21 protein-coding genes and 2 pseudogenes are annotated in these 22,434 nt (G+C 70.0%); 5 read left to right on the top strand and 18 right to left on the bottom strand.

Annotated elements, in window-relative coordinates:
- Positions 1-113: 113 nt before the first annotated feature.
- Together ACWCP0_RS11930 and ACWCP0_RS11925 are read right to left on the bottom strand one after the other, a co-directional pair.
- Positions 114-190, bottom strand: a pseudogene (locus tag ACWCP0_RS11930) (SDR family oxidoreductase); the annotation flags it as partial.
- Between the two features lie 16 nt (positions 191-206).
- Entirely contained in the window at positions 207-770 is a 564-nt protein-coding gene (locus tag ACWCP0_RS11925; RefSeq protein ID WP_451078689.1) for an LOG family protein, read from the bottom strand.
- A gap of 124 nt (positions 771-894) precedes the next feature.
- On the opposite strand from ACWCP0_RS11925, the gene ACWCP0_RS11920 reads away from it, so the two are divergent.
- Positions 895-1,701, top strand: coding sequence for an alpha/beta fold hydrolase (locus tag ACWCP0_RS11920; RefSeq protein WP_451078765.1), 807 nt, complete (start codon positions 895-897; stop codon positions 1,699-1,701).
- A 13-nt stretch (positions 1,702-1,714) separates the two neighbouring features.
- Here the strand turns inward: ACWCP0_RS11920 and ACWCP0_RS11915 are convergent, their stop codons facing one another.
- The 3 genes from ACWCP0_RS11915 to ACWCP0_RS11905 form a co-directional block, all read right to left on the bottom strand.
- Entirely contained in the window at positions 1,715-2,068 is a 354-nt protein-coding gene (locus tag ACWCP0_RS11915; protein WP_451078688.1) for a hypothetical protein, read from the bottom strand.
- A gap of 248 nt (positions 2,069-2,316) precedes the next feature.
- The gene (locus ACWCP0_RS11910; RefSeq protein WP_451078687.1) at positions 2,317-4,104 is read right to left on the bottom strand and encodes an alpha/beta hydrolase; all 1,788 of its coding nucleotides are present in this window, start codon (positions 4,102-4,104) and stop codon (positions 2,317-2,319) included.
- A complete protein-coding gene (locus tag ACWCP0_RS11905) occupies positions 4,101-4,274 on the bottom strand; it encodes a hypothetical protein (protein WP_451078686.1) in 174 nt (57 codons plus the stop codon). The genes ACWCP0_RS11910 and ACWCP0_RS11905 overlap by 4 nt, the downstream gene beginning before the upstream one ends.
- A gap of 1,110 nt (positions 4,275-5,384) precedes the next feature.
- Between ACWCP0_RS11905 and ACWCP0_RS11900 the strand changes: the two genes are divergently transcribed.
- Entirely contained in the window at positions 5,385-6,329 is a 945-nt protein-coding gene (locus ACWCP0_RS11900; RefSeq protein ID WP_451078685.1) for a DUF2637 domain-containing protein, read from the top strand.
- A gap of 71 nt (positions 6,330-6,400) precedes the next feature.
- Here ACWCP0_RS11900 and mnmA read toward each other — a convergent pair whose 3' ends face one another.
- Complete coding sequence (mnmA, locus tag ACWCP0_RS11895) at positions 6,401-7,543, bottom strand: tRNA 2-thiouridine(34) synthase MnmA (RefSeq protein ID WP_451078684.1); 1,143 nt, start codon at positions 7,541-7,543, stop codon at positions 6,401-6,403.
- A gap of 107 nt (positions 7,544-7,650) precedes the next feature.
- Here mnmA and ACWCP0_RS11890 point away from each other — a divergent pair, with 107 nt between their 5' ends.
- Positions 7,651-8,334, top strand: coding sequence for an N-acetylmuramoyl-L-alanine amidase (locus ACWCP0_RS11890; RefSeq protein WP_451078683.1), 684 nt, complete (start codon positions 7,651-7,653; stop codon positions 8,332-8,334).
- Positions 8,335-8,403: 69 nt separating this feature from the next.
- Here ACWCP0_RS11890 and ACWCP0_RS11885 read toward each other — a convergent pair whose 3' ends face one another.
- The 3 genes from ACWCP0_RS11885 to ACWCP0_RS11875 all read right to left on the bottom strand — a co-directional run bounded on the left by ACWCP0_RS11885 (position 8,404) and on the right by ACWCP0_RS11875 (position 10,270).
- Positions 8,404-9,567, bottom strand: a complete 1,164-nt coding sequence (locus ACWCP0_RS11885) for a cysteine desulfurase family protein (protein ID WP_451078682.1) — start codon at positions 9,565-9,567, stop codon at positions 8,404-8,406.
- A gap of 247 nt (positions 9,568-9,814) precedes the next feature.
- Entirely contained in the window at positions 9,815-10,090 is a 276-nt protein-coding gene (locus tag ACWCP0_RS11880) for a DUF4190 domain-containing protein (protein ID WP_451078681.1), read from the bottom strand.
- A gap of 18 nt (positions 10,091-10,108) precedes the next feature.
- Positions 10,109-10,270, bottom strand: a complete 162-nt coding sequence (locus ACWCP0_RS11875) for a hypothetical protein (protein ID WP_451078772.1) — start codon at positions 10,268-10,270, stop codon at positions 10,109-10,111.
- A 91-nt stretch (positions 10,271-10,361) separates the two neighbouring features.
- Here ACWCP0_RS11875 and ACWCP0_RS11870 point away from each other — a divergent pair, with 91 nt between their 5' ends.
- Together ACWCP0_RS11870 and ACWCP0_RS11865 are read left to right on the top strand one after the other, a co-directional pair.
- Positions 10,362-11,093 (top strand): TetR family transcriptional regulator, encoded by a 732-nt coding sequence (locus ACWCP0_RS11870; RefSeq protein ID WP_451078680.1) that lies wholly within the window; start codon positions 10,362-10,364, stop codon positions 11,091-11,093.
- A 10-nt stretch (positions 11,094-11,103) separates the two neighbouring features.
- Positions 11,104-11,932: pseudogene (locus ACWCP0_RS11865) on the top strand (alpha/beta fold hydrolase).
- 24 nt (positions 11,933-11,956) lie between these two features.
- Here ACWCP0_RS11865 and ACWCP0_RS11860 read toward each other — a convergent pair.
- From ACWCP0_RS11860 to ACWCP0_RS11820, 9 genes are all read right to left on the bottom strand, one after another.
- Positions 11,957-12,820 carry a thioesterase family protein gene (locus ACWCP0_RS11860; RefSeq protein WP_451078679.1) on the bottom strand — a complete coding sequence of 288 codons (864 nt, stop codon included), beginning with the start codon at positions 12,818-12,820 and terminating at the stop codon, positions 11,957-11,959.
- 56 nt (positions 12,821-12,876) lie between these two features.
- Positions 12,877-13,536, bottom strand: a complete 660-nt coding sequence (locus ACWCP0_RS11855) for a trimeric intracellular cation channel family protein (RefSeq protein WP_451078678.1) — start codon at positions 13,534-13,536, stop codon at positions 12,877-12,879.
- Positions 13,537-13,668: 132 nt separating this feature from the next.
- On the bottom strand, positions 13,669-15,051 hold the full coding sequence (locus ACWCP0_RS11850) for an oligopeptide/dipeptide ABC transporter ATP-binding protein (protein ID WP_451078677.1): 1,383 nt from the start codon (positions 15,049-15,051) through the stop codon (positions 13,669-13,671).
- Positions 15,048-16,040 (bottom strand): ABC transporter ATP-binding protein, encoded by a 993-nt coding sequence (locus ACWCP0_RS11845; RefSeq protein WP_451078676.1) that lies wholly within the window; start codon positions 16,038-16,040, stop codon positions 15,048-15,050. The genes ACWCP0_RS11850 and ACWCP0_RS11845 overlap by 4 nt, the downstream gene beginning before the upstream one ends.
- An 8-nt stretch (positions 16,041-16,048) precedes the next feature.
- Positions 16,049-17,011, bottom strand: a complete 963-nt coding sequence (locus tag ACWCP0_RS11840) for an ABC transporter permease (RefSeq protein ID WP_451078675.1) — start codon at positions 17,009-17,011, stop codon at positions 16,049-16,051.
- A complete protein-coding gene (locus ACWCP0_RS11835) occupies positions 17,011-18,015 on the bottom strand; it encodes an ABC transporter permease (protein WP_451078674.1) in 1,005 nt (334 codons plus the stop codon). Before ACWCP0_RS11835 ends, ACWCP0_RS11840 begins: the two co-directional genes overlap by 1 nt.
- Before the next feature lie 105 nt (positions 18,016-18,120).
- On the bottom strand, positions 18,121-19,791 hold the full coding sequence (locus ACWCP0_RS11830; RefSeq protein WP_451078673.1) for an ABC transporter substrate-binding protein: 1,671 nt from the start codon (positions 19,789-19,791) through the stop codon (positions 18,121-18,123).
- A gap of 243 nt (positions 19,792-20,034) precedes the next feature.
- Complete coding sequence (locus tag ACWCP0_RS11825) at positions 20,035-20,838, bottom strand: enhanced serine sensitivity protein SseB C-terminal domain-containing protein (protein ID WP_451078672.1); 804 nt, start codon at positions 20,836-20,838, stop codon at positions 20,035-20,037.
- Between the two features lie 112 nt (positions 20,839-20,950).
- A complete protein-coding gene (locus ACWCP0_RS11820) occupies positions 20,951-21,715 on the bottom strand; it encodes an enhanced serine sensitivity protein SseB (protein ID WP_451078671.1) in 765 nt (254 codons plus the stop codon).
- Positions 21,716-22,434 lie beyond the last annotated feature (719 nt).

The following is a 22,434-nucleotide window of genomic DNA, read 5'->3' as shown; positions in this document are numbered from 1 at the left end:
GTGGTTCCGGTGGCGCCTCGCCGCCGGACGCGGGCAGCGCTCGGCCCGGTTCGCCCGGGCGCGGACCGTCGCTTCAGCCCCCACTCGCGACGGCTGCATCCGCTCGGCGCCGCGTCGCCGCGCTCGTGCAGCCGACGGCGACCGCCGCGCCGATGCCGGAGCCTGCCCCGGTGATCAGATGTGTAGCCATGCCCGCAATGCTCGCATCACTGCACTCCCGGACCCACGGCGGTAGCCGCTGATGTCACCGTCTCCAGGTAGGCGAGCGCGGCGACGCCGTCCTCGGCGAAGAACACCAGGTCGGTCAAGGGCACCGGTAGGAAGCCCTCGTCCTCCATGCGCCGGAACTGCTGCTTCAGCCCGTCGTAGAACCCCGCCGTGTTGAGCAGTACCACCGGCTTGGTCTGCCGGCCGTGCTTCTTCAGCTCCAGGATCTCGGTGGCCTCGTCCAGGGTGCCCGTGCCGCCGACCATGATCACGACGGCGTCGGACTTGGCGAGCAGCAGCGCCTTCCTTTCGGCGAGGTCCTTGGCGACGACCATCTCGTCGGCGCCCTGCCTGGCCTTCCCTGCCAGGAAGTCCACCGAGACGCCTATGAGGCGCCCGCCGGACTCTTGCACACCGTCGGCGACGACCTTCATCAGGCCGACGTCGGAGCCTCCCCACACCAGGGTGTGACCGGCCTTGCCGAGCAGCTGGGCGAACTCGCGGGCGGGGCGGGTGTAGCGCTCGTCGAGCTCGGCGGCGGAGAGGAAGACGCAGATGTTCATGCGCTCCACGGTACGGTCCGCCACTGACCGCTGCCCCATCGCCGGCAGCGGGCCGCGGTCAAGATTTTTCCGGAAATCCCTTCCTCAACCGATGAGTTCGGGTCGCTCCCCGGGTCTCTACGGCATGGAAAACCTGAACAGGACGCCGAGCAAGATCCGGGGAACGGCGATTTCGGCGGACGGCACCGCCATCGCGTACGAGCGCCAGGGTGACGGGCCTCCCGTGATCCTGGTCAGCGGCGCGCTGGCCACGGCCGCGAACGAAGCCCCGCTCGCCGCCCTGCTCGCGCACCGGTTCAGTGTGATCACGTACGACCGGCGCGGCCGCGGCTCCAGCGGGGACACGACTCCGTACGCCGTGAAGCGTGAGATCGAGGACCTCGCGGCGCTGATCGACGCGGCGGGCGGCAGCGCGTCCGTCCACGGGATGTCGTCCGGCGGAGCCCTGGCCCTGGAAGCGGCGGCTGCCGGACTGCCGATCACCCGACTGTCCGTCTACGAGCCTCCGTTCCTGACCGACCCGGCAGGCCGCCGCGCGAGCGCCGCCCAGCGGGCGCGGCTTGACGGCCTGCTCGCCGAGGATCGCCGCGCGGACGCCCTGGAGCTCTTCCTGGCCGGGGTGATGCCGCCGGGGATGCTCGCCCAGCTGCGTCGCTCCCCCCTCTGGGGGAAGTTGGAGGCACTCGTACACACCCTGGCGTACGACCACGCCGTCATGGGCGACACCCGCGTTCCCACCAAACGCCTCCGCGAGGTCACCGCGCGCGTCATGGTCGTCGACGGCGGCGCCAGCCCGACCTGGCAGCGCGAGACGGTCCGCGTGATCTCCGAGACCCTGCCCCGCGGCCGCCACCGCACTCTGACCGGCCAGACGCACGAGGTGGCACCCCATGTGCTGGCGCCGGTGCTGGAGGACTATTTCGCGGCGTGAGCGGGCTTCCTGGTCACGGGGACGCGTCGGCTGTCGGGGAGGGGGACGCTGTGGGGGCGCTGGCAGACCAGAAGTCGGAGTGCACGTTGGGGTACGGGATGTCGGTGCCCGCGTAGCTCGGGCCGTGGGACATCCTCGTCGGGTCGGCCACCTCGGACTCTCGGACACACGGGCTGTCGACCTCGAAGAACGCCTGCCCCTTGTCCCCGATGACCAGGCTGATCCCGAACCCGTCGGTCGTTACGGCGTACACGGCAGGCCGCTCCCTGTCCTCGTTCACCGCGGTGATCTTGTAACCGCTCTTCTTCCAGGATCTTTCGACCACACCGAGAAAACTGCCGCGCCGCTTCTCGGAAATGACGGTCATCACTGTCCAGTACCGGGACAGGTCACAGCTTCCTGTCGTCGTGGCGCCATAAGTCCACTGAATTTCCGGTACGACAGCACCAACCGTCGCGTAAAGGACCTCATCCGCACGCTTTGCTGCTCGCCGCATATCCATGCTTGCCGCAGCTCCTTCTTCTCTCTTGCTGTCACCCAGAATTCCGCACCCGACGAGGAGAACGGCGGCCAGAGTCACCGCAAGACCTGCACGCGTCGCTCGACTTGCTCGGTTCATCGCCAGTTCTCCGTACTAATCTTGTCCGGCTTCCCTGCCACAACCCTGGCGATATTCTCTGCGGACTCCCAGTCCTTTTCCGGCGTGAAGTACTGGGAGTGCGCATCGAATCCCCCCAGCTCGAGAATGGGGCGGGGGCCGTCGTCAACCCTGAAGCGACGTGCGCCAAATGCCTCGCTGGCCGGGTCCTTGCCGAAGTAGATGTCGCCGCCCCCCAGATCGAAGGCGTCGCCATAGACCAGTGAACCGAGGGGGCCGGCGAGCGCCACCTCGTCCTTTGTCGGCAGTTTGGTGATCGGGTCGTTGTCGGCCGCGCCCACGAAGACGTGGTCCTGGCTGACGCCGAGGTCCTGCGCCTTCTCGGCTCCGACGCCAGGGCTGCCGAGCAGAATGATGTCGTCGGCACCTGGAATTCCGTCCGGCTGCTTGGCCGCAGTGCCCACGGTGAGTGAGCCGTATGAGTGGCCGATGGCGGTCAGATGGGGGTTCTTGTGCTCGTTAGTGGCTTCCAGCCCAGCCATGAAACTGTTGTAGGCGGGGGCGCCTTTCTCGGCGTCACTGGTACTTATGACGTCCACGTTCTGCGGAGCGTCGTAGCCGAGCCAGACGATCGCAGCACTGGACTTGTCGTGCCTCTGCGCGCCCCTGGCCGTATCCTCGGCACGCTTCATCGTGTCCTTGACGAACTCCCCGTCCAGTTTGGTCCCCAATCCGGGGACATACGCCGACACGTTCCGCGATGTGTCCGGGTTGCCGTACGCCACGATTGCCCGACCATTGCCCTCGTCCCCGATTCCCAGCAGGAACATCGGCGGGCGACTCGGCCTGTTCAGCTTCTCTTCGATCATTCGCAGCGCGTCCAGCTTGGTGTTGGCGTCCTCGTCGTCCTGCCCCGCCAGTCTGTCGATGAGCACCGGAAGGTAATTCCGGTTCGCCTCGTCGCGCGCCACCGCCGGAATCCCATCAAGGCCACCGATCAAGTCCGGCGCGACATTCAGATACTCCTGGCGCTGCTCCTCGGTGAGCCCGTCCCACCATTCCTTGCGCTCTGCCGGGGACTTGTCCTCGGGGATGTCCCGCCCGAGGTACATGCCCGCGGTGGACCGGACCGTCGCCGTGTCGCGTGCCGCGTCCTCCAGCGTGGCCTCGGTGACATCGAGCCCCTTGGCCGCTTTCAGCCTGCTCAGCGCCTTCGCGTACCTGCCGTCGATTTCGGCGGCGGACCGGACGGCCCGGGCAACGCGGTCCGCGATGTCCTGCGCCTTCGCCACGTTCGGGTTCAGCGGCTCGAGACCCGGATGGAGCGGGGACGGGGAGTTCTCACCGAAGCGGGGCGGCTCCAGCAGGAGGCGCGCGGTCCCCTGAGCGCTCCCCGCGGGAGCCTCCTGCGGCCCGGTCAGGGTGTCTGCGGTGGCCGCCGGATAACTCACGGAGCCGTCCACGTGAACCGTGAACTTCAGCTCGGCCGCTTCCTCCAAGGCCTGCTTCAGCTGGCGCTGCGGCTCCGCCACGTCTGCGGCCAGACCGTTCAGCGCGGTACGGACGAGGCCACACTCGGTGTGGAGGTACTGAAAGTTACGACTCAACCGCTGCAGTCGCCCGAGCGCCGCTTCCGCGGATTCGCTTTCCTGGGTGTCCCGCAGTCTCGCCGTCATCGCCCGGTCGACCTGGCCGCGATCCCCATCCGACTGCCCGGAGACCTCGTTCCAGCCGTCGCCTGCACCCTCGAGCTCGGACAGTCTCAGATCCCGCAGTTGCTGCCAGGTGAGTGCCGTTCCGGTCACCGGCGCTCGCCCGCCTTGTCAACGGCCCGGAAGGACTGTTTCACCGCCGCCTCGGTCTCCCCCATCTCCTTGGCGACCTTCAGCAGCGCACCTTGCAGGTGCTCGCACTCGTCCCGCACCGCGACCAGGCGCTCTTCCCAGGACTTCAGTACGGCGTTCAGCTCGGTCACGGAGTTCAGGCCCGCGGCGCCCGTCGCAACGCCCTCATGTGCGGGGCGGAGACGGCTCCGGATCCTCTCGGTGTTCGTCCGCAATGCGCCGGCGGTACCCGACGCGCTCGTCCACGGTCCTCCGCTGTGCTTCAGCCGGCCGGTGCCTGAACCCGAACTGGACGCCGAAGCGGGAGACATCCGGGCATTGCCTGCACCCGTCGCTTCCGCGCCCGGACCTGGCCCAAGGTCAAACAGCTCCTGCCAGCGCTCCGAATAGGACACGTTCGCCATCCCCCGTTGCTCTCCTTGCTCTCCCCATGCGCACCTGTGCGACCTGCACGATCGCGCTGAGCGAGGTTAGCGAAGGTGAGTGAGGTGTCCGCGAACACGGAGCGGATCAGTCCGGCAAACAGGCTCGGCGTTCAGCACACAGAAACCACGCCTGCGAGAGCCTTGCGACTCAGGTTCAGGTCCCGATGGACAGGTCCTCCAACTCAACGGACCCGACCGGCTCAAGGCGCGCGATGCGACTCTCGCGCGGACCACCCTCGTCGCACAGTCCACCCATACGGGGGACAGCCGCATCACGGCACAGTGCACTCCGATCACGCCGTCCGGACCGCAGGCGCCCCAGCCATGTCCGAGGTCCTCCAGCACGTCAGAAGTACTGCACCGACACCGGAGGACTATTCCGATGATCACCAAGACCGTTCCGCCGATGGCGGCAATACGGATACTTTCGCAATGTTGCGAAGAACCGATCAAGATTTCTTGATTTATCAGTTGTATACAGCGATTACGTCACCCGATTGCCGGGCACCACGACCGGCGCCGAGGTCGTTGTTTGGAATATGACGAAAGCACAGCATCCAGCCTCAATTACCCCCTGGAATACGGCCGGTTCCCCTGCGCTCGGGCGGGGAGAATGGATCTTCACCCCTGCCTCTGTGGAGTGCGCGCCGACGCTCCGCTACGCCGACCGGCAGATCGAACTGAGGTACTCCTCCTCGGTCCTGGGGGATTTTCTGACAGCGATCGGCCAGATCCAGGCCAACTTCCACCGACACTGGAACGCAGCCCACCCATCGCCCGCCGGACACGGTGACGAGGGGACGGGGCGAAGCGTCCATGTATAACGAGCCCGGCTCGTACGGTTCCGCGGGCGCCCATCCCAACACCGGAGGCTTCACCCCTTGGCTGGACCCTTATGCCACCGCACCCCAGGATTCCCACCCGTCGTTGGGCGGCCAGCAGCCGCTCGCTCCACTCGGCCTGGAGGCTCTTGACGCGCCCTGGGACCCCGCCGAAGAACTGGCGGAACTCCTGCAGACCGCGGAGGCGAATCAATCCGGCACGTTTCCCTACGGCTACGAAGAAGCCGCTGGGCCGGAGGACGACGATGCATTCGCCTGGATGACCGAGAGCACCGCCGAACTCCCCCGCCAGCGCCCCGCGCCCGGCCACCGGCGACGCGGCCCTGCGCGAAAGCCCGGGCGTACGCCGCTGCAGGCCATCAGCCTGTACATCGCCGCACTCGCCGCCGTGATCGTCTCCATGGTCAGCGTTCTCGGGGGCGTGATCGCCTTTGAGCCCCTGCGGCGTGTCGCCGAGCCGGGGACGTCTCCCGGCATGGTCGCGTGGTGGCCGTTCCTGGTGTACGGACCCTGGATGGTCGCCTCCCTGTCCATCCTGCGCGCGTGCATCCACCGGCGCCGAGCTCTGCACTCCTGGATCGTCGTCGTGTTCTTCAGCACGATCGCCACAGCGCTGTGCGTGGCTCAAGCACCCAAGAACCTCGCCGACATGGCCTCGGTCGCGCTGCCGCCCATCGCGGCCCTGGCCTGCTTCCAGCAGCTCGTACGCCAGATCACCATGGCCCGGCCTCCCCGCCAGGCCAGTGCGCGCCACCGCACCACGCCGCCGTCGTCGGCCCAGTGGCGGCCCTCTCTCAGGCAGGCAGGCTCGAGGATGCGCACCGCACCGGTCGCGGCCAACAGGACGGTCGGTGAGAAGCGAGCCGCCAGAAGCCCGTATCCGCAGCAGTCGAGCCGTCGCAGCGGGTTCCTTCAGTGATGCCTCCGGCGGCGCCCGGCCGCCGGACGCTGCAGCACTCGGGCGGACGCGCCCGGACGCGGATCGTCGGCTCAGCCACGGCCCGCGACGACCGCGTCCGCCCCGCGCCGCGTCGTCGTCGCGATCGTCGCCGAGCCGACGACGCGCGTCCCGTCGTACAGGACGATCGCCTGGCCGGGCGCCACGCCGCGCACGGGCTCGGCGAAGGTGACCCGGAGCTCCGAGCCGTCGACGAGTTCGGCGCTCACCGACGTCTCGCCGCCGTGGGCGCGCAGCTGTGCCGTGTACGTACCCGGGCCGGCCGGGGCAGTGCCGCACCAGCGGGGCTTGATCGCAGTGAGGGCGGTGACCTCGAGGGCCTCGGCGGGTCCGACCGTCACCGTGTTGTTGACGGGCGAGATGTCCAGGACGTAGCGCGGCTTGCCGTCGGGGGCGGGGTGGCCGATGCGCAGACCCTTGCGCTGGCCGATGGTGAAGCCGTAGGCGCCGTCGTGGCTGCCCAGCTTCGTGCCGGACTCGTCGACGATGTCGCCCTCGGCCTTGCCGAGCCGGCCGGCCAGGAACCCCTGGGTGTCGCCGTCGGCGATGAAGCAGATGTCGTGGCTGTCGGGCTTCTTCGCCACCGCGAGACCGCGGCGCTCGGCCTCCGCGCGGATCTCGTCCTTGGTGGTGAGGGTGTCGCCGAGCGGGAACATCGCGTGGGCGAGCTGCCGCTCGTCGAGCACACCGAGGACGTACGACTGGTCCTTGGCCATGTCGCTCGCGCGGTGCAGTTCGCGGGTGCCGTCCTCCCGGACGACCACCGTGGCGTAGTGGCCCGTGCACACGGCGTCGAAGCCGAGCGCCAGGGCCTTGTCCAGCAGCGCGGCGAACTTGATCTTCTCGTTGCAGCGCAGACAGGGGTTCGGCGTGCGGCCCGCCTCGTACTCCGCGATGAAGTCCTCGACGACGTCCTCGCGGAAGCGCTCGGCGAGGTCCCAGACGTAGAACGGGATGCCGATCACGTCGGCGGCGCGGCGGGCGTCGCGCGAGTCCTCGATGGTGCAGCAGCCGCGCGCGCCGGTGCGGAAGGACTGCGGGTTCGCGGACAGGGCCAGGTGCACCCCGGTGACGTCGTGCCCGGCTTCGGCGGCACGGGCGGCGGCGACGGCAGAGTCCACACCGCCGGACATGGCGGCGAGCACACGGAGGGGGCGCTGGGGTGTCTGAGTCATAGCCCTACCAGGGTACGGGGCCACGGGAACCGAAGGCGCGCGAGTAAACGTTCGGGAGGTTGATGCGGGCCGGACAGCGGTGGCACGGGCAGGTGGAGAGGGCTGGCATGGGGAGCAGGGGCAAGGCCGCGCAGGGCGGTGTCGGCCGTCGGACCGTGCTGATCGGCGGCGGGGCGGCCCTCGTCGGGGTGGGGGTGGCGGCTCGGGACGAGCTGAAGCGTGCCTGGTGGCGGATGCCGGGCATGGAGAAGAAGCGGGTGGAGGGGGAGCTCGACCACGTGGGCGCGGCGTGGACGGCGGCGGCTCGGGCGAACTGGCGGCGGGCGGACCGGCCCGACGACTACACGATCGACCGGATCGTGATCCATGTCGTCCAGGGCAGCTATCCGACCGCCCTGAAGGTCTTCAAGGACCCGGGACACGGCGCGGCCACGCACTATGTGGTGGGCAAGGACGGCCGGATCGCCCAGATGATCCGCGAGCTCGACGTCGCGTTCCACGCGGGGAACCGGGACATGAACGAGCGGAGCATCGGGATCGAGCACGAGGGCTTCGTGGACCGGCCCGAGGGCTTCACGGACGCGATGTACGCGGCATCGGCGCGGCTCACGGCCGGGATATGCAAGCGGTACGGGATGCCGGTGGACCGGAAGCACATCATCGGCCATGTCGAGGTGCCGGGCACGGACCACACCGATCCCGGTCCGCACTGGGACTGGGACCGGTACATACGGTTGGTGCGCGAGGCCGCTGCCGCTCCGCCGGAGCCCGCGACGACGACCGCGAGCTGAGCCCCGGGAGTCGACCGTGCCCGGCCGTCGGCAGAGCACGGCGGCCGTTGGAGCCCGGCCGTCCGCGCTTCAGCTGAGCCCGGCCGTCCGCGCGCGCTCGACCGCCGGGCCGATGACCTTCGCGACCGCCTCGACGTCCGCATCCGTCGAGGTGTGGCCGAGGCTGAAGCGGAGTGTGCCGCGGGCCAGGTCCGGATCGGTGCCGGTGGCCAGCAGGACATGGCTGGGCTGGGCGACGCCGGCCGTGCACGCGGAGCCGGTGGAGCACTCGATGCCCTGGGCGTCCAGGAGCAGCAGCAGCGAATCGCCCTCGCAGCCGGGGAACATGAAGTGGGCGTTGGCCGGGAGCCGGTTCTCGGGGTCGCCGCCGAGGATCGCGTCCGGTACGGCACTGTGGACGGCCTCGATGAGCTTGTCGCGCAGTCCGCCGATCTCACGGGCGAAGTCGGCGCGCCGCTCGGCGGCGAGCCGACCGGCGACGGCGAAGGCGGCGACGCCGGGCACGTCGAGGGTTCCGGAGCGTACGTGGCGCTCCTGGCCGCCGCCGTGCAGGACCGGCACCGGGCTGTACTCGCGGCCCAGCAGCAGGGCGCCGATTCCGTACGGGCCGCCGATCTTGTGGCCGCTCACCGTCATCGCCGCGAGGCCGGACGTGCCGAAGTCGACGTCGAGCTGCCCGAAGGCCTGCACGGCGTCGGAGTGCATCGGAATGCCGAACTCCGCTGCGGTGTCCGCGAGTTCGCGGACCTGCATGACGGTGCCGATCTCATTGTTGGCCCACATGACGGTGGCGAGGGCCACGTCGTCCGGGTCGCGCTCGATCGCCTCGCGCAGCGCCTCGGGGAGCACGCGTCCGTACTGGTCGACGGGCAGGTACTGGACGTTCGCGCCCTCGTGCTCGCCGAGCCAGTGCACGGCGTCCAGCACGGCATGGTGCTCGACGGGCGCGGCCAGAACGCGGTTGCGGCGCGGGTCGGCGTCGCGGCGGGCCCAGTAGAGGCCCTTCACGGCGAGGTTGTCCGCCTCCGTGCCGCCGGAGGTGAGGACGACCTCGCTGGGTCGCGCCCCGAGCGCCTCGGCGAGCGTCTCACGGGCCTCCTCGACGGTACGGCGGGCTCGGCGGCCCGCGGCGTGCAACGACGAGGCGTTGCCGGTGAGGGCGAGCTGGGCGGTCATCGCCTCGATCGCCTCCGGAAGCATCGGAGTGGTCGCGGCGTGGTCGAGGTAAGCCATGGTGCCCACGATTCTACGAGCCGCCGGACGCCGGGCTTGCGCCGCCGGGGTGCCGGACCGGTCGGCCGCGGGCGGGCAACGGGGCCGGCGCTCACCTGCCGGCCGGTTCGCCCGGTGTTCCTGGGCCGAGCCGTACGTGTCCGTGCGTCGGGCCGTACGTGTTCACGGGGCGAGCCGTACGGGCGCGGACGCGCGCGGACACACGGTCGCACGCACCGGCGCGGACGCACCGGCGGACGGACCCGGTTCAGCCTCCGAAGTGCCAGGCGACCGTCCCGTTGCCGCTCAGAAGCACGGCGAGGACGACCAGATCGGCGACGCCGAGGCCCAGGCCGAGCAAGGCACGGCCACGGCGGGCGGTCCCTCGCCGCAGGGCGAGTCCGGCGAGGACGACCGCGGCGGGGCCGAGGATCACGTTCATCACGAGCAGGCCGACCAGACCGAGCACGAACGCGGCGACGGCCATGCCGTCGGCGTCCCGTGTCGTCCCGGCGAACCGGCGGGCGGAGGGGGCGAGTTCCATGGTCCGGCTCCCGGGGGGTCAGTGGGCGCGGCGGCGCGCGAGCCGCTCACGTACGGCGAAGGCGAGCAGCCAGGCGCCGATGACGGCGGCGGCGACGACGGACGCGGGGAGCGGAATCTGAGCCACGGCACCCAGAAGGACTCCCAGGAGAAGGAGCGCGGCGACGAGGGCGATCATCATCAGCCTTTCGCGGAACGAAGTGAGTACAACTGTTCACTGACTACCCAGTCTAAGCTTCCCAGAACCGGAGAACGGTTGTTTACTGAATGTCATGAGTCACACCGTCGGCATCCGCCAGGCCCAGAAGATGAAGACCCGTCAGGCACTCCTGGACGCGGCGCTGCGGCTCCTGGAGGACCAGAGTCTGAGCAGCCTGGGACTGCGCGAGGTGACCCGGGCCGTCGGGGTGGCACCGGCCGCGTTCTACCGGCACTTCGCGGATCTCGCGGAGCTGGGCGTGGCTCTGGTCGAGGAGACCCTCGGCAGCCTCCACGGGCTCATCGGCGAGATCCTGGCGGAGACGGGCGACGCCGAGCTGCGGATCGAACGCACCGTGGCTCTCATCGCCCGTCATGTACGGGAGCAGCCGGCCCACTTCCGCTTCATCGCGCGCGAACGGCACGGAGGCGTCGGCCGGGTCCGCGCGGCCATCGCGACCCAACTGCGCCGCTTCACCGAGGAGGTGGCCGAAGCACTCGCCCGGGAGCCGGCCTCCGCGGGCTGGAGCGAGGCGGACGTGCGGATGCTCGCCGGGATGTACGTCGATCACATGGTGATGACCGCGTCGGCGTTCCTGGAGGCCCAGGAGGCCCTGGAGGCCCAGGAGACCAGCGGGGCCAGTGGCACCGGCGGAGCGGACGGTACCGGGGGGAACGGCAGGACCGACGGACTGCCGGCCGAAGAGGACGTCGCCCGCGCCGCCCGCGACCGTCTGCGTCTGGTCTCGCTGGGCCGCCGTCACTGGCTGGAGAACGCCGCTGCCCGCGGCCGCCGGGATCGATAGCCTGCCGATCATGAGCGACTGGATTCTCGACCGTAGCTTCGCAAGCTCCTCGGGCGAGGTCCGCCCGGCGCTTCTCGGCCCCCCGACCTCCCGCCGGTCGTCCTGCTGCACGGGACGCCGTTCTCCTCGTACGTCCGGCGCTCCGTCGCCCGCGCGCCGGCGCAGGACCATCAGGTCTTCGTCTGGGACATGCCGGGATACGGCGCCTCGCAGATGCATCCGGGCCAGGACGTGTCACTGCGCGCCCAGGCCCAGGTCTTCGCCGAGCTGCTCGCCCACTGGGGCCTTGGGGAACCACTCGTCGCCGCGCATGACTTCGGCGGCTGTGTCGCACTGCGCGCCCATCTCCTGCACGGCGCCCGCTACCGCCGGCTCAGGCTCGTCGACCCGGTGGCGCTCGCGCCCTGGGGGTCGCCCACCCACCGGCTGCTCGGCGGACACCCGGAGGTCTTCGAGCAGCTTCCGGCGGCGCTGCACCGGGCGCTGGTGCGCGAGTGCGTGAGCTCCGCCGCGCACGCCCCGCTCGCGCCCAGGGTGCTGGAGCGGCTCGTGGAGCCGTGGTGCGACGAGGACGGCAGCCGGCCTTCTACCGGCAGATCGCGCAGAACGCCCAGCGGTTCACCGACGAGATCCAGCCGCGGTACGGGGAGTTGTCGCTGCCCGTGCTCATCTGCTGGGGTGCCGAGGACAGGTGGATTCCTGTCACGAAGGCCCATGAGCTCGCGGCCCTCATCCCGGGCGCGCGCCTGCGGCTGATCGACGGGGCGGGCCATCTCGTCCAGGAGGGCGCCCAGGCCGAGCTGACCGCGGCAATCAGCGGCCACTTCAGTACGGGGTGACCGGGGAAGAAGACCCGGAGCCCCCTAGGCGGTTCTGAGCGGCGCCTTCGCCAGCTGGCGGGACTGGGCGACCAGGCGGTCCGCGCTGTCCCAGACCTCGGCGTCCTCCTCGAGGAAGCCGCCCGCGAGGTTGCGGGTGGTGATCGCGACCCGCAGCGGACCGGGGGCCGGGCGGCACCGTACGTGGGTGGTGAGTTCGACCGTCGGGGTCCAGCCCTTCAGGCCCAGCTCGAACGATGTCGGCGGCAGCGCGTCGACCGTGAGCAGGAGCGAGAGCGGATCGGCGTCGCGCCCGTCGGCGAGCCCGAACCAGCCGCGCATCTCGCCCTTGCCCGAGGGCGCGCCGACGGCCCAGCCGACGGTGGCGGGGTCGAGCTTGATGTTCAGCCGCTCCGTGATCGCCGAGGAGCCGGGGATCGCGGGCGCGGGGCCGTCGGCCGGGCCGAGGCAGTGCTCGTACGGCGGGATGGCCGGCGGCTTCGCGGTCGTCCGGACGTCGTCGGGGAGGCCGTCGAGGTCGCCGTAGGTGGCGAGGACGCGGATGCGCTCGACCTCGGTGCCGTCCTCGGCGTACTGGAAGAGGGAGGCCTGGCCCGTGGAGAGGGTGCGCCCGGTGCGGATGGTCTCGGTGCGGATCACGGCGGGGCCGGGCGCGGACGGGCTGAGGTAGTGCGCCGAGACGCTGAAGGGGTCCGGGTGCGGCAGGGCGTCGCCGAGGGCACGGCCGAGCAGCGCCAGCAGATAGCCGCCGTTGACGGCGTGGATGATCGTCCAGCCGGCGGAGAGTTCCGCGTCGTACACGCCGGGGACGTCCGGGTCTCGCAGGGCGACAGCGGTGTCGCGGTCGAATTCGCTGTTCCCGATGGTTGCCTGTGCCACCTGTGCCATGCCTGAACCGTACAACAGATAACTACTAAGCGGTAGCTTTCCTGGGTGCGTGCGCCTCAGGCCTCCTCCGCCCCGGCGGACCGGCGGTTCCAGGCGCGCGGTGCCCGCCAGTGGAAGCGCATGGCGAGCAGTCGCAGGAAAAAGGTCGTCACCACGGCGAGTCCGCTGGTGACGGCGGTGAGCGCGTCGAAGCGGATGCAGAGCACCACCATCGCGGCGCCGACGATGGCGGGGACGGCGTAGAGGTCGCGGTCCCAGCGGAGCAGCGACGGCACCTCGTTGGCGAGCACGTCGCGCAGGACGCCGCCACCGACCGCGGTGGCCAGGCCGAGGACCGCGGACGACGTGAGGCCGAGGCCGTACTCGTACGCCTTGGTCGTCCCCGTGACGCAGAAGAGGCCGAGCCCGGCGGCGTCGAAGACGTTGACCGAGCCCTGGATGCGCTCGACCTCGGGATGCAGGAAGAAGACGAGCGCGGCGGCGACGAGCGGCATGAGGAAGTAGCCGAGATCCGTGAACGCGGCGGGCGGCACGGCGCCGATGACCAGGTCCCGGAACAGTCCGCCGCCCAGGGCCGTGACTTCGGCGAGGACGGCGATGCCGAAGACGTCGAAGTTCTTGCGTACGGCGAGAAGAGCGCCGGAGATGGCGAAGACGAAGATCCCGGCGAGGTCGAGCACATGCTGGACGGAGGGCGTGAACAGTTCGTGGAGCACCGCCCAATTGTGCAGGCTGCGCGTCAGGGTCCCGATCCACCCCCGGGGCGGGGGAACGGACCGCGGAACGACCGCCCACGGACCAGGGGCCCGGGGACCGTGGCCGGTCCCCGGGCCCCCAGGCCCCACGGCTCAGCTCGGCTGCTTCGCCGGCGCTTCCGAGGCCTCACCGGAGTCGTCGGACTCGCCGGGGACGCCGGACTCGCCGGATTCACCGGCATCGGCCGCCTCAACCGGGTCCTCGGAGCCCTCGCGGTCGTCCGTGGCCGCCTCCTCGCGGGGCGCCGGAACCGTGGCCTCGACCTCGGCCGGAACCGCGTCCTCGTCCGCGTCCTCGCTTGCGTCCTGCGTGGCCGCGTCCTCCACGCCCTCCGTCCGGGTCGCGTCCTCCACGCCCTCCGTCCGGGTCACGTCCTCCACGCCCTCCGTCCGGGTCGCGGAGGTCGCCGACGGCACGTCCACCTCCGCGTCCTCCACACCCTCACGCACCGCCGGGACGACCTCGCCAGAGGTGCGGGTGATCTCGCCGGAGGCGATCTCGGCCGCGAAGTGGCACGCCACCTTGTGGCCGGAGCCCAGGTCCCTCAGCTCGGGCCGGTCCGTGGCGCACAGCGTGTCCTGCTTCCACGGGCAGCGCGTGTGGAAGCGGCAGCCCGCAGGGGGGTTCGCGGGCGACGGAAGGTCCCCGACCAGCAGGATGCGCTCGCGGTGGTCCTCGACCTCCGGGTCCGGCACCGGCACCGCCGACATCAGCGCCTTGGTGTACGGGTGCTTCGGCTCTGCGTACAGCGCGTCGCTCGGCGCCTCCTCCACCAGCGAGCCCAGGTACATCACGCCGATGACGTCCGAGATGTGCCGGACGACGGCGAGGTCGTGGGCGATGACCAGATAGGTCAGGCCCATCGACTCCTGGAGCTCCTCCAGGAGGTTGATGACCTGTGCCTGGATCGACACGTCCAGCGCGGAGACCGGCTCGTCGCAGATGATGACGTCCGGTTCGAGCACCAGCGCCCGGGCGATGCCGATCCGCTGGCGCTGGCCGCCGGAGAACTCGTGCGGGTAGCGCGACAGGGCGTTCGACGGCAGCCCCACCTTCGCCAGGATCTCCTTGATCTTCTCCCGGCGCTCGTCCTGGTTAGCGCCGATCCCGTGCGCGGCCATGCCCTCGCTCAGGATCGACTCGATGTTCTGCCGCGGGTTGAGGCTGCCCAGCGGGTCCTGGAAGACCATCTGGAGTCGCCGACGGAACGACCGCAGCTCCTTCTCGGGGAGCTTCGCCAGGTCCGTACCGTCCAGCACGACCTCGCCGTCGGTGATGTCGACGAGCCGCAGCACCGCCCGCCCGAGCGTGGTCTTGCCGCAGCCGGACTCGCCCACGAGGCCGTACGTCTGGCCCGCCTCGACCGACAGCGAGACGCCGTCGACGGCATAGACGTGGCCGACCGTACGGTCGAAGAGGATGCCCTTCCTGACGGGGAAGTGGACCTTCACTCCGTCGAGTTCGAGCAGGCTCATACCGAGACCTCCGTCGTGGCCAGGACCGGGTTGACGCAGCGGGCCTGGTGTCCGGCCTCGCGTGGTTCGGTCAGTTCGGGCGTACCGGTCAGGCAGCCCATCTCGTAGCGGTCGCAGCGCGGCGCGAAGGCGCAGCCCTCGGTCCAGGCGATCTGGTCATTGATGGACCCGCGGATGGGGTTGAGGGGCTCGCCGCGCGGGGCGTCGAGCCGCGGGATGGAGCCGAGCAGCCCGTGCGTGTACGGATGCGTCGGATGCGCGAACAGCTCGCGCCGGCCCGACGACTCGACGACCTTGCCCGCGTACAGCACGTTGACCTGGTCGCACAGCCCGGCGACGACACCCAGGTCATGGGTGATCATCAGCAGCGCGGTGCCCTCCTGGTCCACCAGCTCCTTGAGCAGCTCGAGGATCTGCGCCTGGATCGTCACGTCCAGCGCGGTGGTCGGCTCGTCGGCGATGAGCAGTCGCGGTGCGCACGCCACCGCCATGGCGATGAGGGCACGCTGCCGCATGCCGCCGGAGAGCTGGTGCGGGTACTCCTTGAGCCGGCGCGCCGGGTCGGGGATGCCGACCCGGTCCAGCAGGTGCGCGGCCTCCTTGCGGGCGGCCTCGCCCTTCATGCCGCGGTGGCGCTGGAGGATCTCGGTGACCTGCACGCCGATCGGGATGACCGGGTTCAGCGAGGACAGCGGGTCCTGGAAGATCATCGCGAGCTTGCTGCCGCGCAGATCACGGATCTTCGACTGGCTCATCGACAGCAGGTCGCCGCCGTCGAAGTCCGCGCGCCCGCCGAGGGTGACGCCCTTGCGCGGGAGCAGGCCCATCAGGGCCAGCGAGGTGACGGACTTCCCGCAGCCCGATTCGCCGACCAGGCCGACGACCTGGCCCTGGTCCACGGAGAAGGAGACCCCGTTGACGGCCTTGACGTCCTTGCGGCCGCGTCCGCCGAAGGTGACGGTGAGTTCGTCCACAGTGAGCAGTGGCATGACTGACATCAACCTCGCAGCTTCGGGTCGAGGGCTTCGCGCATGGCCTCGCCGAGCAGGGTGAAGCCGAGGGCGGTGATGATGATCCCGACCGCCGGATAGACCGACATCATGGGCGCGTTGTCGAAGAAACGCTGCGCCTGGGAGAGCATGACGCCCCACTCGGGGATGGCGGGGTCGGGGTTGCCGAGGCCCAGGTACGACAGCGCCGCGGCCTCGATGATGGCGGTGGCGAGGCTGAGCGTCGCCTGGACGATCACCGGGCTCAGCGAGTTGGGCATGATCTGGGTCATCACGATGCGCCGCTTGCGCACGCCGAGGGCGCGCGCCGCGAGCACATAGTCGCTGCCGCCCTGCGCAAGCATCGAACCGCGCAGCAGCCGAGCGAAGATCGGCACCTGCACCACACCGACGGCGATCATCACGGTCGTCAGCGACTGGCCCATCACCGCGGCGATGGAGACCGCCAGGAGCAGCGAGGGCAGCGCCAGCATGATGTCGGTGACGCGCATGACGACATCGTCGATGCGCTGTCCCGTGCGCCCGCCGAGGGTGGCCGCCGCACCCGACACGGCGCCGACCACGGCGCCGACGATCAGGCCGATGAGCATGGAGACCACACCGACCAGCAGCGTCTGCCGGGCGCCGACGAGCATCCGGGAGAACGTGTCGCGGCCCAGGTGGTCCAGGCCGAACCAGTTCTCGCCGCGCGCTCCGACGAACCTGCCCTGGTTGGGGAAGACCTCGCCGCGCCAGGTCTGCTCGGTCGGCGTGAACGGGGCGAACCACGGGCCGACGATCGCGACCACGACGAACGCCGCGATGATCACGGCACCGATGATCGCCATCTTGCTGCCGCGCAGTCGGCGGAACGCCTCGCGCCACAGGCTCGCGCCGCTGGACGACTCGGTCTTCGCCGTGAGCTCGGCGAGCCGGTCGATCTTGGACGTCTTGGTTGTCTGCAGGCTCATCAGTGCACCCGCACCCTCGGATCAATGACGCTGTACGCGAGATCGACCAGCAGGTTGATCAGGACGTACACCATCGCGATGAACATGATGAAGCCGACGAGCACCGGGTAGTCACGGGCGTCGATCGCGGTACGGATGAAGGAACCGATGCCGCCGAAGGAGAACACCGACTCGGTGAGCACCGCGCCCGACAGCAGGCTGCCGGTGAGCAGGCCGATCGTGGTGACCACGGGCAGCAGCGCATTGCGCATGATGTGCCGACCGCGGACGACCCTCCGCTCGAGCCCCTTGGACTCGGCGGTGCGGATGTAGTCCTCGCCGAGGACCTCCAGCACGCTGGCCCGGGTCATACGGACGATGACGGCGAGCGGAATGGAGGCAAGGGCGAGCGCCGGCAGCACCAGGTGCATGATCGCGTCCCAGGAGGCGTCGAACTCCCCGGTGAGGACACCGTCGAGGACGGCGAAGCCGGTCACGGAGGTCGCGTCGATGCCGGTGGACTGGCGGCCGAAGCTGGGGAAGATGCCCAGCTCGACGGAGAAGATGCCCTTCAGGAGCAGTGCGAGGAAGAAGACCGGGATGCAGATCCCGATCAGCGATCCGGAGACCGACGCCACGTCGAGCCAGCCGCCGCGCTTGCGCGCCGCGAGGTAGCCGAGCGGGATGCCGACCGCGATGGCGATGATCATTGCGGCGATGCTGAGTTCCACCGTTGCCGGGAAACGCAGCACGAACTCGTCCCACACCGGCTGGCCGGTCTGGACCGAGGTGCCGAGGTCCAGTTCGAAGAGCCGCTTCAGGAAGCGGCCGTACTGGACGTGGAGCGGCTGGTCGAGTCCCAGCGCCCGGTTGATGCGCGCCACTTCGGCTTCGGTCGCCCGCTCACCCAGGATCGCTGAGGCGGGTCCGCCGGGCAGCCGGTTCAGCCAGATGAAGAGCAGAACCGACAGGCCGAGCAGGGTGGGTATCAGCTGGAGCAGTCGTCGTACGACGAGTCGCAACACCCCGCATGCCCCTTTCTTACGTATGTAGTACGAGTGGTACGGCAATGAGATGCGGGTCCGCCCGGCCACCGGTGTTCCGTGGCCGGGCGGACCCCATGCGGTGTGTTACTTGAAGGAGACCTCGGCGAAGTTCTCCTGCGTCAGCGGGGAGACCTTCGGCGGGTTGACGTTCTTGCCGAAGGCGATCGCCGGCGGCGAGGACGAGATCGGGAGACCGGGCAGGTACGCCATGATGGTCTCGTTCGCCTTCTTGTAGAGCTCCGTGCGCTTGGTCGCGTCGGCCTCGACCGATCCGGCCTTCACGTCGGCGAACACCTTGGCGTCCTTGAAGCCCCACTGCTTGTCGTACTCGGCGAACCAGGTGCCGATGAAGTTGTAGCCGTCGTTGAAGTCACCGGTCCAGCCGAGCATGTGCAGGGCGCAGGAGCCGGCCTCGGTGGCGTCCAGGTAGTCCGGGTTCCACTTCATCGGCTTCGGGGTGACCTTGATGCCGGCCTTCTCCAGGTCGGCCTTCATCAGCTCGAACATGTCCTGCGGAGCGGGCATGTACGGGCGGGTGACCTCGGTCGGGTAGCAGAACTCGATCGCGAGGTTGCTCTCCTTGGCGGAGGCGAGCAGCGACTTGGCCTTGGCCGTGTCGAAGGGGTACTTCGTCACGTTCTCCGAGAAGCCGGCGACCGTGTCGGGCATGAACTGCGTCGCGACCTTGCCGCCCTCGGGCAGCTGCGTCTTGACCAGGTTCTCGCGGTCGATGGCGTGCGCGATGGCCTGGCGCACGGCGGGCTTCTTCAGCGCCGGGAGCTTCTCCTGGGACATACCGACGTAGAAGAGGTTGAAGACGTCACGGGTCGGCACGTTGAAGCCGGCGCTCTCGAGGGTCTTGATGTCGGCGGGTGCGACCAGGTCGTAACCGTCGATGTCGCCGGCCTGCAGCGCCTGGCGGCGGCCGTCCTCGGTGTCGATCGTGCGGAAGACGAGGTTCTTCACCTTCGCCTTGTCGCCCCAGTAGTCGTCGAAGCGCTCAAGGGTGACTTCCTTGTTGCCCTTGTTCCACTTCGTGATCTTGTACGGGCCGGTGCCGGCGACCGTGCCGGCCTCCTGGCTGTACTTGGGGTACGTGATCGCGTCGCCCTTGGCGGTCGCGTCCTGCTTCTTGTACTCGGCGATCGCCTTCGGCGAGTGGATCGCCAGGGCCTGGAGCGAGAAGCCGCCGGGCAGGTTGGCAGAGGTCTCGTTGACCTCGATGACCGCCGTGCTCTCGTCCTTCGCGGTGCAGGACTTGTAGTTCGCCTTCGGCGTCTCCTTGTCCTCGTTCTTCGCGAAGCCGCCCATGATGGTCTGCCAGTAGTACGAGACCGCGCTCGACTGGTACGTGCCCGTCCAGTTGAACCAGTGGTCGTAGTTGGCACAGACCGCGGCCGCGTTGAACGCCTCGCCGTCGTGGAACTTGACGCCCTTGCGCAGGTTGAACGTCCAGACCTTGCCGGCCGGGTCGCTGGACCACTTCTCGGCGAGACCGCCGACGAGCTCGCTGCCGCCCGACTCGTGCTCGAGCAGGCCCTCGAAGGCCTGACGGGTGACGCGGAACGTCTCTCCGTCGCTCGCGAGGGCCGGGTCGAGCGAGCCCGGGTCACCCGGGGCACCGAAGACAAAGGTGTCCTTGGCCCCACCCTTTTCGCCGTCCGTGCCACGCTCACTCGAGCAGCCGGTGGCGATGAGGCCGACCGCAAGGACCGCCGTAATCGCCCGAGCGGCTCGGGACTTGAATATTCGCATGGGTCCACCCCTGGGTCGCCATGTGTGGTCTTGACCGGCCGAACACTACTCACGAGTCCCAGACCAGAGAACAGTCCGCATAGCGGTGATACCGACCTGAGACCCGGACACTTGCCAAATCGGGCGGTTGCGGGACATCGCAGCGCTTCGGTTAACTTCCCGGACACAAAGCGCTGTTGTGCAGGGGACCGGCAGGTGGACGAAATGTCGGCCTGCGGTGGTGTGACGGCGGGGCGGGGTGGGTCAGTGGTACTGGCTGCGGGTCCCCCCGGCGAAGCCAGGGGGAGGGTATCCGTACCCAGGCTGCTGAGGCGGTACGCCGTGCGCCTCACGGTCGTAGAACGGGCGGGCATTGGCCCGCAGCCACATCGTCACCGGGTCGTACTCGTCGGACATGGCGACCGTGGAGACGGGGAGCCCGTCGGGGACGGCGGCGATCGACTGCTGCATCATCGTGCGGACGGCGTCGACGGACTGCTGCCCCGTGTCGTAGAGATCGAGGCCGATGGCGAGATACGGGGCACCGAGTGCGGGCTGCACCCAGGCTCTGCGGAGGGAGCGGACGGCGGGGGTGCGGTGGGCGTTCTGCGTGAGCAGGGCGTAGAACTGGGGGATCTCGATGGCGGGCTCGGTCAGCCGCAGCGGTCCCGCGGGCATCCGGTCGAGGCCGGTGGCGATCCGGCGCAGGTCGGGCCAGGGAATGCCGACGCCGCCGCCCGGCGCGTGCGGATTGAGCCAGATGCCCCAGCGGTCGGGGAAGAGGGCGCGGGCGATGTCGGTGCCCGTGACGACCTCGTGCGCGCGGTTCCAGCCGGAGGCGGCGAGCTCCTGGGCGGAGGTGACGCAGGGGGCGTATCCCTGGCCGTCCACCTCCATGTTCCCGTACTGGGCGTCGGGGGAGCCTGCGCGGCCGTGCCAGAGCAGCATCCAGAGCCGGCCTTCGGCGAGGGCGTGCAGCAGCGCCTCGTACGCGTCATAGCGTCCGGGCGTCACCTGGCGCAGCATGTGCTCGACCTGCCCGGCCGCCGCGGTGCCTGACGCACTCACTCTGGGTCCCGCCCCTCTTCGATCCGCCATGGAGTGTGCGGCCGCACCGGGCAAGTGCGGCGGCCACGTCATCAAACCAGCTTAAGCGGCGATACTGACACCGACTTGACGACTACACGTGCGGTTGGGCGTGCGAGTGCGGGTGCTGCCGGATGTAGAAGGGCCTCACCCGGTTGAGCATCCAGTCGCCGACGGGGTCCTGGGCGATGTCCAGGAGGACCACGTTGACCGGCCACTTCACGGCCACGCGGCCGAGCGCACGGCCGAGGGCGTCCATGGGGGCGGTGCGGTGGTGGCCCTCCCAGGCGGAGAGCTGGACACCGATGAACAGCGTCGGCGCGTCGCCCTCGATGCTGGCGAGGACGCGGCGGGCGGTCTGGACGACGCCGGTCTCCTCGAACTCCCCGGCGGCGGCGGCGAGAAAGTCGATCGGCTCGTCCTGCCAGTCCGGCTCGAACAGCCGCACCCTGCCCCCGGTGGCGCCCCCGTCGAGGGGCGTGCGCCCTCCCCTGCACAGCTCGGCGACGGCGGGCGGCGGCAGCGGTACGCCGACGGCGCCGCCCGGATTCACGGCGATCCCGAGCTGCGGGGGGAGGCCGCGGGCGAACTCGATCGCGGGCGCGACGGTGCCGGGCACGTGGTCGCCGACGCACTGCAGGAACTGCTGCTGCGAGCTGTAGACGGGCACGTACGGCGCTCCGTCGATGTCCACCGTCGGCAGGTCGAGGCTGGGGCTGTCGGGTCCGCCGCCGTTGGGCAGCGGCACCCATATGTGGCTCCGCCCGAGCACTTCGACGAGACGGGCGCCGGCCCCGGGATTGCCGAGCGACGCGGCGAGCACCTCTTCGAGCTCATTGGCGGGCCAAGTCGTGTCCACTGCGTTCCCCTGCTTCCCCGTCCGCCCGTTCCGGGCGCGATGTCCTGCGCCAGCAGGGTAACGCTAGCGGGGCGCGGGGCCGCATATCGGACTCTGCCCCGCCCCGGCCCTCCCCGCATCGGGGCTCCCGCCCCCGAGCCCCCAAGGCTCCTCCCCACGCCCTGCGGGCGTGGGGTTCCTCCACCCTCGGGCTCCGAGTGAGCCCGGCAGGCGTTCGAGAACGGCACCCACTCGGCCCGGCCCCGGCCAACACCGGCTCACCTCAGGCCCGTCCGGCGCTCGAGGTGCCGACACGCATTGAGCCCGTCCGGCGCTCGAGGTGCCGACAGGCGTCGGGCGGATCCGGCACCTGAGCTACTGATGCGTACGAAGCCCATCCGGCACCTGGGCGGTACCGGCTCACTCCAAGCCCGCCCATCACTTGGGGTACCGGCGTACGGAGCCTGTCCGACGCTCGAGGACGAAACGCCCCCGCCCACCGGGCGGCACCGGACACACCCCGAGCCCGTCCGGCGCTCGAGGTGCCGACAGGCGTCGGGCGGATCCGGCACCTGAGCTACCGGCACGTACGGAGCCCGTCCGACGCTCGAGGACGAAACGCCCCCGCCCACCGGGCGACACCAGACACACCCCGAGCCCGTCCGGCGCTCGAGGTGCCGACAGGCGTCGGGCGGATCCGGCACCTGAGCTACCGGCACGTACGGAGCCCGTCCGACGCT

The organism is Streptomyces sp. NPDC001970 (assembly GCF_053594115.1).
Note: the sequence above shows the minus strand (reverse complement) of the source record. Positions and strands in the feature narration are given on the sequence as shown.